Raw genomic sequence first — 15073 nt, 5'->3', positions numbered from 1 at the left:
ACTACTTTTGTTCTGTTCTCCATGAGATAGAACACAAAAAAAGTAAGAAAAAGTTTATCTAAAAGAAATATGAAAAAAGTAGTTTTAGCGTTAACAGCAGTTTTCGCAACAGTATTGGGAGTAAATGCTCAAGTGACATCAGCTAAAGTAAAGGTTAATGTTGTGCTTAATCCGTTTCAGTCTATTGAACTTGGTAGCGGAAAAGATATTGATCAAGTGACTTTGGAGTATAAAACAGTCAATGATTACAAAAACGGAGTGTCAGTAGAAGTGCCCAAGCAATTGAAAGTATCATCTGTAGGTACAGGATATAATATCAAAGCGGATTTGATGTATAGTGGTCAGTCTGGAGTTTTTGGCAAAGAGCTGGGTAATGGAGCGCCTACAGTAGAAGCTAAAGATCTTCTGCAGGTAGCAATTGCAAAAAGTGGTGCTGGATACGGTACGCCGCAAAATGCTGGTGCAAAAATGACTTTTACTGGTTTCGGTGTCATTGGTTCTGGCGCTTCTTCGGTATTGGATCAGGAGTTGGATGTCAAGTATTTCGGTAAGTCATTGAATGCGGACATGTTGGGCAAAATGTTTGGTACTACCACTAATCAAGCAAATTCTACAGCCAAATATACTATTGATGTGGTGTATACCATAACGACAAACTAGACTATAAAATACAAGGAATAAGGAAAGCAAGTGTATATACACTTGCTTTTTTCTGATTATATATAGACGCGTCTAAGTCAGGAATACTGTCAACACATTTTTATTGTCCTAGAGTTTGTTTTTATACCTGAGCTATCGAAAATTTTTGTTAATTTTCCGTACAAAATCTACATCCTATGCGATACTGCCTGTTTACTTTTTTGCTGAATACATTTATATTTTTGTCGGGTAATGCACAAACAGGGCTTACCGTCGGTCCTCCTCGTGTCTATTTTGTTGCGGATGGTGGACAGAACCAAACACAGTATGTAGATGTGACAAATCCCAGTAAGGACTATCCCTTGGATCTTGCTGTTTCTTTCGAGGACTGGGAGTACTCTGTGTTGGGTGACAATGTTCTGGGTCCAAAAGGAAGCCTAAAGACAAGTTGTGCCGACTGGTTGACTGTTTCAGAACCATTTTTTTCATTGAAACCCGGAGAAACCAAACGCTTGCAATTGCAGATGAGTGTACCTGTGAGTAAGAAATATACTGAAGAACTGCCTGTGCATACTACGATGTTGTTCGTCACCCAACTCAACCCTCGTATCAGCGAGGAAAGAGAAGGTGCGAATATCCGATTGGCAGTACGATCTGGTATAAAGATCTATCAGCGTTTCAATGGACGATCTCGTGCTGATATAGAGATCAGTAACCTAGAATACCAAGCTGTTGACAGTATTGGGCGCTATTTGGAACTGAGTTTTGAAACTGGAGGAAACACTTGGGTCGAGGGGCAATTGCGTGTTGAATTTTTGAATCAAGATACAGGAAATCGGTATAAAATCGATGATATTCAGTTTTATAGTTTGCCTGGAGATCAACGTAAGCAGTATATACTGCTTCCTAAAGAAATGACTGCTGGAAATTATTTGGCGACAACAATGTTGTTTTATGGAGAAGATAATGACGTTAAGATCGCAGAGATCGAATTTGATTATGTGCCGAAGATGTAGTTCCTATATACTATTGTTGATTCTGCTTGCTGCTTCTTTGTCTGGTAAAGCACAGATTTCTTTTAGGCCTTGGTCCAACAACTATATAGAGCTTACTTCTTATTTAGGGAAGAGCACTCTTCCCCAGTTTAATACTTTCCAGTTTCAGATGGGCAGTCAAAGTAATATCAATATTCCGAATTGGTCTTTGTCAGTACGGCTATTGAGTCCTATAATTCCCGTTTCGGGAGGTCCCAATAAAAGTGGTAAACCTTTTCCAGCAGATAAGATAAGTTTACGTTGGACAGAAGACGATAACCAAGCTCATCTGAATCTGAATGGGATTGGGGCAAGCCGCAATGACATATTCTTGGCAAATAGCGGTGAAGTTTTTCTGATTGAAAAGTCTAATCAGCCACTACGTGCGGAAATGAATTACCACTCTTCGGCTTTATTATTTGGTATGGTCAAAATAGCCCAAGGCAAATATCTGGAAGGTTTTGTGAGTGGGGTGAGTGAGAATACGCGCATTGTGTACGATATTCCTTTGCAATTTACTTTATATGGAGCTAATCGCAAAGTTATAGAAAGTCATGTTCTTACCTATCAATTGCATATCCCTCCTAAGCTCACGGATGGTGGAGCCGTGGAAGTTGAGCCCGACTATAGTTTGCAAGTTGATGCGGGGGCGATAGAGGCTTCATTGCAGTTTTTTACCCGTCAACATTACATTGATGGGGTGAAGTTATTGGTCCAGAATGCTATCCGAGTAAATTCGAATACCGATTATGAACTCCGCGTAAAGTCATTGGACCCTGAAATCCGCAGGACTACAGGAGAAGGACTCCCCCTGTCTTTGCTGTCTTTGCAGGTTATTCCAGCTTTGGGAGGAGCAGGAACAATTACTAATCCAAAGATACAGTTGTCTACGATAGAACAGGTAGCCTATGCTGGGCAGTCGAAAGATAAAAATGTGGTACGAACTTTTAATATACAGTATGAGGCAAATTTGACACGGTCACAGTCGTTGACCGCCCGTCCGGGTAATTACACCGTTTCTTTACTGTATCTTTTAATGCCTAAATAGTGAAGATGTTTCCTCGTTTTGGGATTATTTATACATATATCGGTCAGGGTATATTGGTTTCTCTGCTTGTCTGCTTGACTCTGGTACGATCATATGCTCAAGTATCTGACCCGATTCGATGGGGGATTGTATCTGATATGGCTCTTCAAGCAGGTGTTAACAACCTGGAAGTTGAACTGCAAAATGAGGGATTAGCTGTTTTTGAAGGATACATAACGTTAGAGTTACCTCCTGATTTGGTCAGTTTAAGTGCTTCGCGTATTCCAGTACTTATATCGCCGGGAAAAAAGCGATTTCTTTCGCTCAAATTACGACCGCAGGCACTAGGTGTACTTAAAGGAAAAAGTCTGAAAGTCTTGTTGCATGAGAAGGAGAGAGGGCGGATATGGGAGAAAAGAGTGAATCTACAAGTGACCGATAAGCGTTCTGTTCAGCTTCAGGATAATTCTGGTATTCAGTACTTGCGTCAGGTCGGCGACTCTGTAGAAATGTTGTTGCGGGTGATTAATACTGGGACTACAGATGAGAATGTAAGGATTCTATTATCGTCTCCAGATCGGATAGGTAAAGTTGTCTTCCAGCAGATCGATCTATCTCTTCCTTCGGGCATGGATAGTATTGTAAGATATACTTTTCCGGTGGAACGCTATATGTTGACATTGCCTCAGTATACCGTACGTGTAGCCGGTATCTATGATAACAACGATGTTTTTGGGAATTTGGGAATTCTTTATGCAAATATAGCATCGAGTCGAAATTTTCAGCAGATTTTTGCTCCTGATCGTTCGTCGTTTAGCTATAATCCGAACTATGTGGAGTTTCGTGCATCTAATATTTTGGATGAACAGCCGTCGTATAATATTTTCTCTGAAGGTACCTATCGTTTGATGGGAGGACGTATTCGATATGGAACTGCTATAAACCGTTGGGGAGGAGATTCACGATGGAATGTCAACAATACTTTTTTAGAGTATGAAAAGGGAGCCCACAATGTGACCGTAGGAAACATACAGGAAAGCTTAGAGGCTCCGTTTTATGGACGAGGTGGGACATATGCTTATCGGGATACGGCTTTGGGACAGCGTATTTCAGTGGGGGCAGTAGAACGTAGGCCTGACTTGATTGGAGGTTATGGAAACCATAACCCTGGTTTGACTGCATTTGCTAGGTTACAGTTGGGGGAGGGGCATTTAGAGGGAAAGCGATATGAAGGTCAGATTCTGTTTGACAATAATCGGATGGATAGTGTTAGTTCTATTTTATGGACTAATCGTTTTGATATTCTTCGTCCATCGGGAGCTGATGCGATACGATTAGAGGGTTTTATAGGAGCAGGTGTACAACAATATCATGGCGTATATTATAATGAAGAAAGTATGCCTTCGTTTGCAGGCGGATTGAAGTTGAACAAACGTAGTCGGGGATGGGATTTTAGTAGCGACAATTATTATAGTACAGGCTATTTCCCAGGGAACCGTAGAGGAACAGTGCAATTGGTTCAGCGGATCAATCGTCGACTAAAGCAGCTAGGTGTGGGGTTGGGCTATTCGTACTCGGATTATAATCCTCAACATCTTAATCCTTATTTTCAATCATTTAAAAGTGGGGTGTCTAAATGGGACATGCAATTCTCATTGCCGCTGTCTTCGAGAGGACAATTGACTATTGTGCCTAGTTATAGTAGTGAGTATGCTAACTATGCGCTACAAAGTGATTTTGCTAATTTGTCTGCTCATTATGCCTTGGTGCTGGCTACTGCAAACTTTCGTTCTAAGGATTTAAAACACAATCTTTTCCTTACGGTTGAGGGGGGGGGCACGGAGCTTAAGGAACTGTCATCAAAGAAATATGTAATACGTACAGATTTTTCCTATAATTACGATCGGTTAGGTGTTTTTGGAAATTTTCAGAATGGCCCTTTCCAGATTTATGATATGATGAGTTCGCTTTTGATGGGAAAGGATATGGGGAAAAGGTATTTGCTCGGAGCACGATATCAGGGGGATTTGTTGCAGCGAAAGGTAAATTGGAATGGAAGCTTAAGTGGACAGTTTAATGGAGGTTGGGGACGTTCTTTAAATGGGAATATACAAGGGCAGTATCGAATTGCTAAGTTGACGCAGTTGCAGGCTGTATTTCAGTATATCTATAATGTCAGTGTAACGAATTACAAATATAATTATACCAACTTACAGATTGGGGTGCGGCAGCAGTTTAAAGGACAGGATCTGGATCGCCCTGTTGTCAAGTCAGGAGATATGCATGTTTTTTGCTATTATGATAACAACGGTAATTCTGTTTTTGATGCAGGGGACGAAAAGGCCGTAGATTACGAGTTTACAGCGCGGAATATTCTTTTTGTCACAGATAAAAAAGGGGAAGCTACTTTTAAGAAAATGCCTTATGGTAGCTATATGCTTTTTTTTCCTCTAAAGAACCAATATCAAGGAGGTTCACGTGTGGTTGATATCGATGGGAGAACTAAGCGTGTGGAAGTCGCTCTGCATAAAGTGGGAGCCGTACAGGGCCAACTTTTTTTGAATTTTGATCCTGGATTGAGTCTGTCAACTGATACAAGATTAGATATTTATAGTGTAATTGCTCGTAATGAGCAAGGGAAAATATTTACAGTACGAAGTAATATACGAGGTGAGTTTACATTTCATCTTCCTGAAGGAGAGTATACTATTTATCCAGATGTTCGTGCTTTTCCAGAGCACGTATATATGGATCAATCGGGTTACACGATAAAAGTTACTGTGGGAAAAGAAGTGAAACTTGAGGCTTTTCAATTGCTGGTTAAGAGTAAGAAAGTAGAAGTAAAGCGTTTTGGGCAGAAAAATTAGAACATTTCGTTGTCTATAATCCTCAGGATACAATCACCAACTGTTAATTTTATTTTTTTTAATAAGAAATTTCTTTTACAACTGAAAGTTTCTTAAATTCGTAGTAGGGCTTGCTCCCAGGCAATTCCAAGCTATCTATGATTTATGAAGTGTTATTAACCTTGGTAATAATCCTTTTGGGTTTTTTGGCCTATATACAAAGTAATAGGACGGGAAGGATTTTTCTCTTTCAGGACGCTGTAGATTTGCGTCTTTCGGTATGTTATGCTGCAACTGGTGAAGATTCGGATGTCGGAAGTGCGATGGTCAAGCTGCGATTGGAGCTTTTGTTTCTGTCGCCTCTTTATAAAGGAATCTGTGTGGAAGAAATAGGTTTTCTAAGACGTAAAGAAGTTAGACTTAAGCAGTTCAACCGTTTGTTTTTTACAGCATCGTCCACTGAGACAAATGCGCGTGAACTCTTTATTATGGTAGATGCTGACCGGCTTTCTGAAATTAGACTTAATGGCTTGGAACTACATATCGGAGGATATTTATTGTCTCCTGAGTTGAGTAAACATGCTATATATCAAAAGTTTATTGTTTTTGAGCGTCCCGCTATCTTAGATAGTGAGGAGACAAAATATCTTGCTTGATAAGGCTATTAGTTATGGATTTCGTATAGTTTGATCTGATATTGATGTAATTTAATTAATGCTAAAATATCTCCGTATTTTTGTGACGAATTAAATCGGTAGATTATAATGATTATACGAAAAAAAGAAAACTGGTTTAGGATGTTGTTTATCTGGCATGGATCTGTCTTGCCTCGGTTGCTGCCTCGGTTGTTTTTGCTCTTTATGCTATCTGTAGGGATTGTTTATTTCCATGGTACTCTATTCTCTTATAAAGTACCTTTGAACCCGGTACCTTTTACTTTATTTGGATTTGTTTTAGCTCTGTTTTTAGGGTTTCGGAATAATGTGAGTTATGAGCGTTTTTGGGAGGGAAGAAAGTTATGGGGAGCACTGCTTAACATATCAAGATCATTGACCCGTCAAGCTTTAACGTTAGGAGATACGTCCGACAAAGAGTCTATAAATTATTTCGTTTATCTAATTGGTGCATTTATCATTGCTTTGAGACATCAGTTACGGTCGACTGATGCACTTGAGGACTTGCGATTGCGGCTTTCCGAAGCGGACTATGAAGTTATCTCTAAAGCAAAGTATAAGCCGGCTGTTGTTCTAAAACTAATGGGACAATGGGTAAAGCGTTCGAAAGAACAGGGCAATATAGACTCTATTCAGCAATCTCGATTTGACGAAAACTTAGATCGTCTCTCCGATGTTTTGGGAGGCTGCGAGCGTATTTTGTCAACTCCGATTCCATATAGTTATCAAGTCTTACTGCACCGTACTGTGTATATCTACTGTTTGCTTTTGCCTTTTGGACTGGTTGATAGCTTGAGTTGGTTTACGCCGTTTATTGTTGTTTTTGTAGCGTATACCTTTGTCGCTTTTGAAGCGATAGCAGACGAAATTGAAGAGCCGTTTGGTCAAGAACCAAATGATCTAGCCTTGAGCAGTATGGGGCGGATGATTGAAGAGACTATCGCTGAATTGATAGGTGAGCAATCCGAGCCATCTCCAAGGTCTGATGCTACAGTAAAAGTAATTGATTGAGCTATCTATATATCCTTAATAGCGTATACTGTTAATATGCGCGAGTTTTCTCCATCGGTCAGTTCGTATAGCACTTCTCTTTGTTTACCTGTAGGATTGGCATTGGTGTCACCTTCCTGGTATAGGGGGAATTTTTGTGTCAAATATGTTCCTGTCAGGTTAAAGCTATCGTGTCCCAAATAACCGGTACTGATCTTGGGATTGTCGGCTACAGGAGAAAAGTAGATTTGGCTTAGAGACTTACCTTTATTGACGGAGTATCCAATTATATTTCCGTAACTCCCACTACCATGAGACTGCGTGTATACCAGTACTTCTGGATAGCCATCGCCGTTCATGTCTCCAATTTGAGCATCTAATACCGTCTGACCAGTGATATCGTGGCTGTGTATGTCGTTATCTATGGACAATCCTGTAGGAGTAATCATTAATAGCTCCTTATCCCCATCGTTCTTACTTCGGATTGAAAAAGAAATGCCATTGAATTTGAGATTCTTGATAAAGGAAGTTTGGTCTACCTGTTTGGGATCCAAGTCCTCTTTGATTTTTTTGTATCGCCCTCCTAGAGATGCACCACCAGAGCAATAAAAGTGGAGTATGGTAGAGTCATTGACTAGTTCTGATTTTATGCTTACACTCTCCTCATCGAAAGATAAAAGTACGGGTTTTCCTTCGAGCATAGTGCGATAGACATTGGTTCGGGTTTGGAATGCTTGAGCATCTAAGGTGCAGGTCGGCCCTTTTAGATCTGCTCTTGACCGGACTTTGATGTTAATAACAGTATCCGATAAGCGCTGTACCGACATACCCACCCAATCATAGCCTTCGGCTCTTTTTTCATATGCGGTATCCACATAGTTGCCTTCTACATTTATTGACCGATCTGTTATCTCTTCTTGTGAAGCTGTTTCCGCAGGTTTCAGATTGCAGCCGATAATTGCAAAAAAGGACAAAGTCGCTATGATAATATTGTTTAACGCAGACATAGAGTAACTATTTGTTTTTATTGAATGTGTGTTGCAAAATCCTTACCAAGATTTCATTATTCTATTTTTTATTGCCATAAAGCCTGATTGTAGCTTTATTTGGCTCTCTTTTCTAATTTTCATTTTCTCTTTTTAGGAACAAGTATTCTGAAATACGGATTGTAAAGCCAAGGGAGCGAATCATAAACGAATTATTTATTTGCTCAAAACTGCTTTTACTTTTAGGGCAGCAAAGGAGGTATAAGATAAATGTATATCTGCCTTGAACTAAAAGATGAAACACGGGAAGGGGTATAAAGCCTGACTTAAAGGACATAAAAAATGAAAAGAAACACGATCTATATTTCCATACTTGTTATGCTTGTCTGCGTGATAGCAATTATGCCCCTTGTTAAAATCCCCATTTCAACTTCTTCAAGAGGAATTGTCCGTCCAGTATCGGAGAATACTAAGTTAGCCTCGGTCGTTAGTGGAAGGATTGTCAAATCTAATCTCAAGTTCAATAACCAATTGGTTGCGGCGGGGGATACACTACTAGTCGTGACATCCCAGCACCTTGAGTCTAAGAAACACCTTCAGGTGGGGTTGAGTAGTGATTACAATGCGCAGTTGCATGATTTGTCCAAATTGGTAAGAGGTGATTTCTCCAATCTGTTGACAGGACAGTATCAGAAGGAAGTAAGCACGCTACAGGAAAAAACAGAAGAACTGAGGGCACAGCTGGAATTGGCTCAAAAAGAACTGGCTCGAGCAAAAGTGCTGTTTGAACAGGGGGTCATCCCACAGGCCGAATACGATAAAACCTACTTTAGTTTCAAGAATATCAAAAGTAAGGTCAAAGCTTTAGAAGAGCAACAAATGGCACAGTGGCAGGCGCAAAAAAGAGATATACAGCGTCAACTGACCACAGTAACCAATGATATTTCGCAAATAGAAATTGAAGGCGAGAACTATGTTATCCGTGCTCCGATAGCAGGCCGTTTGGTCAACCTATCGGGGGTCAATGAGGGTAATTTCTTAATACAAGGGCAGCCCATTGTTGAAATTTCTGTGGATAATGACCTTGTTGCCGAATGTATGGTGTCTCCCAGTGATATCGGATTAATAAAGAAAGGGCAAAAGGTGCGTTTTCAGATTGATACCTACAATTATAACCAATGGGGAATGATCGACGGTAAGGTTGAGGATATTGATCAAAATATCATGGCAACGGAGGGAGGGCAGAGCTTTTTTAAAGTCCGGTGCTCTATGGAAAAAAATCATCTTGAGTTAAAGAACGGGTATAAAGGAGAGATCCAAAAAGGAAGTACCTATACGGCTCGGTTTTATTTATTGGATCGAACGCTATGGCAACTGCTGTTTGATCGGGTTGATGACTGGTTTAATCCAAATCTGATTTAAAAGTAAGCTACTGAAATATGCTAATCGTAAAGAACAAGGAGTTGCTCTAAGGGGATTGTCATGTCAAAAAATAAATAGTACCGGGTAATCCGAAACGGTTAAAAACGATTAAAAGTCAATGCGATCCATCGACATAGGGGTCATGAAGAAATTATATACATATGAAAAAAGGAACTTTAGTAAAACAGCAGGATATCAAGGATTGTGGCGCAGCCTGCCTCTCCTCGGTTGCGGCATATTATGGGCTCAATCTCCCTATAGCCAAGATTAGGCAGTTATGTCACACAGATACCCGAGGTACCAATATTCTGGGGATGACACAAGGGTTGAATGATATGGGATTCAATGCCAAGGGAGTCAGAGGAAATATGGATGCCTTAGTCCAGATTCCTTTGCCTGCTATTGCCCATGTGGTAGTTATGGAGCAATTGCATCACTTTGTTGTCATTTATAAAATAGATAAGAATCAGGTAGAGGTTATGGATCCTGCATATGGCAAGATCGAAAAGTATAGTATGGCGGATTTTCAAAAGATTTGGACGGGTGTATTGATTCTTTTAGAGCCAAACGAGTACTTCGAGCAGCGCAATGAAAAGGTCAGTGTCTACGGAAGGTTCTGGAATTTGGTAAAGCCTCATAAGACGGTTGCTATCCAAGCGTTGATAGGTGCTGTGGTATACACGGTGTTGGGACTATCGACGTCGCTGTATATTGAAAAGATAACAGATTATGTGCTCATCGATGGAAATACAAGACTTTTGAACCTGTTGTCTATCGCTATGGTGCTGATTCTATTGTTTCAGATTTTTATCGGAGCTATGAAGAGTATTATGGTATTGGAGACAGGACAGCGGATAGACAAATACCTGATTTTGGGCTATTATAAGCATATTTTGACACTGCCTCAGCGCTTTTTTGATACCATGAAAGTGGGTGAGATTATCTCAAGGGTGAATGATGCGGTCAAAATCAGAGCGTTTATTAATGACGTGTCCATACAGATTGTGGTCAATGTATTTATCGTGATTTTTTCATTTGCACTGATGTTCAGTTATTATTGGAAATTAGCTTTGATACTGGCATTGGTTATTCCTTTATACTGTGCTGTTTATTGGCTGACGAATAGATTGAATAAAAAAGTGGAGCGAAAGCTGATGGAGGATGGTGCCGAATTGGAGTCCCATTTGGTAGAATCTCTAAATTCCGTCCGTACGATCAAACAGTTTGGAGTGGAAACCTTTGCCAACAATAAAACGGATAACCGTTTCAGTACCTTGTTAAGAACGGTTTATAAGTCGGTTATGAACAGTCTTTTCTCGACAAATTCTGCAGAGTTTCTCTCCCGTATATTCACGATTATCTTACTTTGGGTGGGTTCTAATTACGTAGTTGAACGTATTATTACTCCTGGGGAACTTCTTTCTTTTTATGCGCTGGTGGGGTATTTTACGGGACCTGTTACCCAGTTGATCGGGATGAATAAGACTATTCAGAATGCCATGATTGCTTCGGACCGTCTGTTCGAAATTATGGACTTGGAGCGCGAAGAGTCGACAGACAAGTTGGATCTTACTCCAGCTCATGTTGGGCATGTCACCTTTAGCGATGTTGCTTTTAGTTATGGTTCGCGGGTGGATGTATTCAAAGGGTTCAATTGTGTGTTTAGAAAAGGGGAGACTACAGCGATAGTGGGAGAGAGCGGATCTGGAAAAACAACTATAGCCGGATTGATGCAGAATCTTTATCCCTTGAAGCAAGGTAAAATTACGATTGGGCAATATGATCTTAGCTATATCTCCAATCATTCACTCCGCCAGGTTGTTTCTGTTGTCCCACAGCAGATTGATCTCTTCTCAGGTAATGTGATTGATAATATTGCGTTGGGAGAGGATTTTCCCAATGTGCAGCGGATATTGGAGATAACGGAACGTCTTGGGATTTTACCTTTTATCGAGAAATTGCCCAACGGCTTCCAGACCTATCTTGGAGAGAATGGCGCCATGCTTTCAGGAGGACAAAAGCAGCGTATTGCTATTGCACGCGCCCTGTACAAAGATCCGGAGATACTTATTCTAGACGAGGCGACTTCGGCATTGGACACCGAATCCGAACAGATCATCCAAAAAACGCTACAGGATTTTAAAGATGCTGGTAAGACGATGGTGGTAATCGCTCATAGATTGAGCACTATCGCGCATGCCGACAATATTTTAGTGCTGAAAGCGGGACAGGTCGTCGAACAGGGAAATCACGAGATATTGATCACGATGGACGGAATCTATCGCGGTATGTGGGATAAACAAACTTTAGCACTGGAGGTTTAAGATGGGACGGATAATAGCATGGGTAGTTATTGTATTGGGTCATTTTTTTAGCCTAAAAGTACAGGCGCAAGAAAAATGGAATCTCCAGCAGTGTATTGTTTTTGCACAGGAGAATAACCTTGAGATTCAAAATAGTAAAGTCAATAATGACGTGAAGCATGTAGAGCTGCGGATCGCGAAGAATGAAAGGTTATTGGAAGTCAAAGGTTTTACAAACCTGTACTCGAAGTTTGGGCAGGGGCAAGATGTGTTTGGAAACACACGTAGGAATGATAATCTCAATAGTGAAGTGGGGATAGATGCGAATGTTACGATATACAATCATGGTAAACTGGCGAATGAGATTAAGAAATCTACGCTTTTGGTTAGTGTGAGTGAAGAAGAAATGGCTCTATTCAAACGGAATATTGCCATCAAAGCAATCGAATATTATCTGGCAATCCAACTGAGTAAAGAGATTGCCCGGTCGATAGATAGCGCGGTGTTTTATGCAAACCTACAGTATGAAAAAGCTGTTAAAACTACCGAGGCTGGAAGTACGGCATTGACGGTACAATATGAGGCCCAGGCTAACCTCGCGAGAGAGCGGCAAAAGCTAAAGCAAGCCAAGCTGGATGTAGATCGTGCTAAGCTGGCTATGGTACAATTGATGCAACTGGAGGATTATAACAACTTCGATATTGTCGAAGAAAGACAGGAAGCGCTTCATGCTCATTTGACCTACACCTTGCCTGAGGCTATAGAGCAAGCTGCGTCCAATCATCCAGAGCTGAAGAAACTGAGCTTGTTGCGGTCTGCCGCCGAGGTCGAGCATAATATTATCAAGTCTGACCTGTACCCTGTAGTTAGAGGAAGTGCCTTGTTTGGGAGTCTATACTTTAATAGTCTGGTTACGGCAGGAGACAGAGGGTTCTTTCCACAGATGCGGGATAATTTCTCACAGCAGGTAGCCATCAGTCTGTCTATTCCCATCTTTAGTAAAGGACGTGTGAAAAATGCGGTAGCAAAGAATAAACTGTATTTGCAACAGAATGACATTCAGACCAAACAACAGTATCTGGCGATAAAGCAAGATATCGAAAAGTTCTATTTCGACTATTGGGGATATCAGGATCAGCACGAAGCCGCCCAGGACATGCTCGAAAGTGCACGGATAGCGCTGGCATTTACCAGTAAGAGTTACGATGCCGGTAAAAGCTCCATATACGACTTGAACAGCTCTAGGAGCAATATGTTGAAAGCCGAGAGTGAAATGCTACAAGCCAAGTACAATTGCCTTTTCGTGTCAAAAATGATTAAATTTTTTATTGAAGAAACCTTATAAAAACAAAATATTCCTATGCAACTATTTAAGCAAATTGATAGACTTAATCTTTTAGATAAGTTGATATCGCAAAAAAGAACCGGTAAGCCAGAATCCCTGGCTAGAAGATTAGACCTTTCGGTGTCCCGCTTGGCCCGGATTATAGAATACCTGAGAGAGACGGGTGCTCCGATCCAATACGATCGTGCATTGCAGACTTATTTTTATGAGTTTGATTATCGGATTTTTATTCAGGTTAGTATGCAACCGCTATCTGATGTCGATACTAGATTATATGATGCTGGGGGCTTTTCTTCTATGTCTTTTGGGATGCCTGTACTAGGATTTGTAGGAGGAAATGGGGTGGCATTTTAAAGGCTTAATAAAAATGTTTAATGCTTTTTTTATGCATTGTACTAAAGGATATTTGATATATAAAATAGAAACAAACAATAAAAATAAACGTTATGAAAAATTTAGAAAACAAAAACTTAACTGTGTTAGATTTAGAAGAAACAATCCAACTGGACGGTGGTGTCTGGAATCCAAATGATGGACAGGGTGGTGACTATGGAATCAACAGCCCAGGAGGTTGTATTCCTAACCCATTTGACAAGATTTTGGGAAGAAAGCTTCAAATGGCATTTTAACTAAAGTGAATCGGAGGTGCCTCTAGCACCCCATTCCTATTTTTTATTAATAATACAAAACAGACGATTACGGAATGTCCATGCTGGATTTTCCATAGGATCGTGACTAATCAAATACATATGAAAGATTTATCGGAAAAAGAAATGTTAGAAATCCAAGGTGGTGGCGTGATCGGAAGGCTGATCAAGGCCGCTGCTAATGCGACAATTGCAATGGCTGAGGATCTTATTGATCGTTGGAGAGGTCCAAACGCGTAGTCATACGCTTAGGACACGATTACTAGGTGTAATTTATTTGTTCATATTCTAGTTTAAAACAAAGATAGGGGTCGAAATATATTTTTGACTCCTATTTTTTATAGATCCAGGTATTGAAAAATGACCTCAAGATTCTTAAACTATCAAAGAGCCATTGTCGTGCGAGCCTATAGGATTGCTCTAAAGGGATATGGGATGGTGTTCTTAGTGGTAAGACTACTTATAGTTATGTGAAACGGCCATCGTATCAACATTATTTATTTGTGTCGCTTTTTCAGATTTGGAAGGGATAGAGTCTGTATATCCAGAAGCTTTTAAAGTTGGGGTACTATTGATCCGAAGGTCTTTAAAAAGTTTTTGGTCACCCCATGCGCTTAAAAGATCTATCGTTAGACTTACACTCACAATCGCTAAGGCAATAAAGACCAATCTTTTCAATGTTAAATTTGATGCTAAAAAATTTGACATGGTTTGGCTTTGAATTTTGGCCAAAGGTATAGCAAAACGGATAACATGAAGAATAATAGGTGTTATCTTTATGTTGTTTTTATGTTATTCCGGATGGTGTATGATAAAAAAAAGTGGGCATTGCCCACCTATTCTAATCTAATAATTTTACTTTCCCAATGAAGGCATATTCATCTATAGTTTTGATTGCTTCAGAAATTGAGTAGCACAGTTGAAAGGTATCTGTAAGTTCTTCTGAAAATTGTTTTAATCTTTCTCTTTTTACTTTTTCAAAGGTCCAGATGGGGTCCAATGGATTGGAGTTGTACGTCGTTATGATAGCTGTGTATCCTTTGTTCTGAGCATCCAAAAGCCTTTGTTTTGTAATGTTTGCTAGTTCCATAACAAACTAATATACAAAAAATAATTTAGGGGTAGGTTTGAATTTGAGTATATTAAGCTTGTTCTTCAGT

15 protein-coding genes are annotated in these 15073 nt (G+C 40.1%); 12 read left to right on the top strand and 3 right to left on the bottom strand.

Going from position 1 to position 15073, the window contains the following annotated elements:
• Positions 1 to 69: 69 nt before the first annotated feature.
• The 6 genes from M472_RS44275 to M472_RS23560 all read left to right on the top strand — a co-directional run bounded on the left by M472_RS44275 (position 70) and on the right by M472_RS23560 (position 7231).
• Positions 70 to 660: a hypothetical protein gene (locus M472_RS44275; protein ID WP_021068261.1), complete on the top strand. Its 591-nt coding sequence runs from the start codon at positions 70 to 72 to the stop codon at positions 658 to 660.
• Between the two features lie 176 nt (positions 661 to 836).
• On the top strand, positions 837 to 1655 hold the full coding sequence (locus tag M472_RS23580; RefSeq protein ID WP_021068260.1) for a fimbrial biogenesis chaperone: 819 nt from the start codon (positions 837 to 839) through the stop codon (positions 1653 to 1655).
• Complete coding sequence (locus M472_RS23575; protein WP_158499850.1) at positions 1594 to 2721, top strand: hypothetical protein; 1128 nt, start codon at positions 1594 to 1596, stop codon at positions 2719 to 2721. Before M472_RS23580 ends, M472_RS23575 begins: the two co-directional genes overlap by 62 nt.
• Positions 2721 to 5567: a hypothetical protein gene (locus M472_RS23570; protein WP_158499849.1), complete on the top strand. Its 2847-nt coding sequence runs from the start codon at positions 2721 to 2723 to the stop codon at positions 5565 to 5567. Before M472_RS23575 ends, M472_RS23570 begins: the two co-directional genes overlap by 1 nt.
• 137 nt (positions 5568 to 5704) lie before the next feature.
• The gene (locus M472_RS23565; protein WP_021068257.1) at positions 5705 to 6202 is read left to right on the top strand and encodes a hypothetical protein; all 498 of its coding nucleotides are present in this window, start codon (positions 5705 to 5707) and stop codon (positions 6200 to 6202) included.
• 108 nt (positions 6203 to 6310) lie between these two features.
• Positions 6311 to 7231: a bestrophin family protein gene (locus M472_RS23560; RefSeq protein ID WP_021068256.1), complete on the top strand. Its 921-nt coding sequence runs from the start codon at positions 6311 to 6313 to the stop codon at positions 7229 to 7231.
• A 5-nt stretch (positions 7232 to 7236) separates the two neighbouring features.
• Here M472_RS23560 and M472_RS44270 read toward each other — a convergent pair whose 3' ends face one another.
• Positions 7237 to 8217, bottom strand: a complete 981-nt coding sequence (locus tag M472_RS44270) for a hypothetical protein (RefSeq protein ID WP_021068255.1) — start codon at positions 8215 to 8217, stop codon at positions 7237 to 7239.
• 321 nt (positions 8218 to 8538) lie between these two features.
• On the opposite strand from M472_RS44270, the gene M472_RS23550 reads away from it, so the two are divergent.
• The 6 genes from M472_RS23550 (at position 8539) to M472_RS45335 (ending at position 14153) form a co-directional block, all read left to right on the top strand.
• Positions 8539 to 9618 carry an HlyD family secretion protein gene (locus M472_RS23550; RefSeq protein WP_022829227.1) on the top strand — a complete coding sequence of 360 codons (1080 nt, stop codon included), beginning with the start codon at positions 8539 to 8541 and terminating at the stop codon, positions 9616 to 9618.
• A 161-nt stretch (positions 9619 to 9779) separates the two neighbouring features.
• Entirely contained in the window at positions 9780 to 11942 is a 2163-nt protein-coding gene (locus tag M472_RS23545; RefSeq protein ID WP_021068253.1) for a peptidase domain-containing ABC transporter, read from the top strand.
• A gap of 1 nt (position 11943) precedes the next feature.
• Positions 11944 to 13266 carry a TolC family protein gene (locus M472_RS23540; RefSeq protein ID WP_021068252.1) on the top strand — a complete coding sequence of 441 codons (1323 nt, stop codon included), beginning with the start codon at positions 11944 to 11946 and terminating at the stop codon, positions 13264 to 13266.
• 15 nt (positions 13267 to 13281) lie between these two features.
• Positions 13282 to 13620, top strand: coding sequence for a hypothetical protein (locus M472_RS23535; RefSeq protein ID WP_021068251.1), 339 nt, complete (start codon positions 13282 to 13284; stop codon positions 13618 to 13620).
• Positions 13621 to 13712: 92 nt separating this feature from the next.
• Positions 13713 to 13895 (top strand): hypothetical protein, encoded by a 183-nt coding sequence (locus tag M472_RS23530; RefSeq protein ID WP_021068250.1) that lies wholly within the window; start codon positions 13713 to 13715, stop codon positions 13893 to 13895.
• A gap of 120 nt (positions 13896 to 14015) precedes the next feature.
• On the top strand, positions 14016 to 14153 hold the full coding sequence (locus M472_RS45335; RefSeq protein ID WP_021068249.1) for a hypothetical protein: 138 nt from the start codon (positions 14016 to 14018) through the stop codon (positions 14151 to 14153).
• A 216-nt stretch (positions 14154 to 14369) separates the two neighbouring features.
• On the opposite strand, the gene M472_RS23525 is transcribed toward M472_RS45335, so the two are convergent.
• Both M472_RS23525 and M472_RS23520 read right to left on the bottom strand, forming a co-directional pair.
• The gene (locus M472_RS23525; protein ID WP_021068248.1) at positions 14370 to 14621 is read right to left on the bottom strand and encodes a hypothetical protein; all 252 of its coding nucleotides are present in this window, start codon (positions 14619 to 14621) and stop codon (positions 14370 to 14372) included.
• A gap of 133 nt (positions 14622 to 14754) precedes the next feature.
• Positions 14755 to 15003 (bottom strand): hypothetical protein, encoded by a 249-nt coding sequence (locus M472_RS23520; RefSeq protein WP_021068247.1) that lies wholly within the window; start codon positions 15001 to 15003, stop codon positions 14755 to 14757.
• Between the last annotated feature and the right edge of the window lie 70 nt (positions 15004 to 15073).

It is taken from the genome of Sphingobacterium paucimobilis HER1398 (assembly GCF_000416985.1).
GTDB lineage: Bacteria > Bacteroidota > Bacteroidia > Sphingobacteriales > Sphingobacteriaceae > Sphingobacterium > Sphingobacterium paucimobilis.
This window is presented reverse-complemented; position numbering and strand designations above follow the sequence as displayed.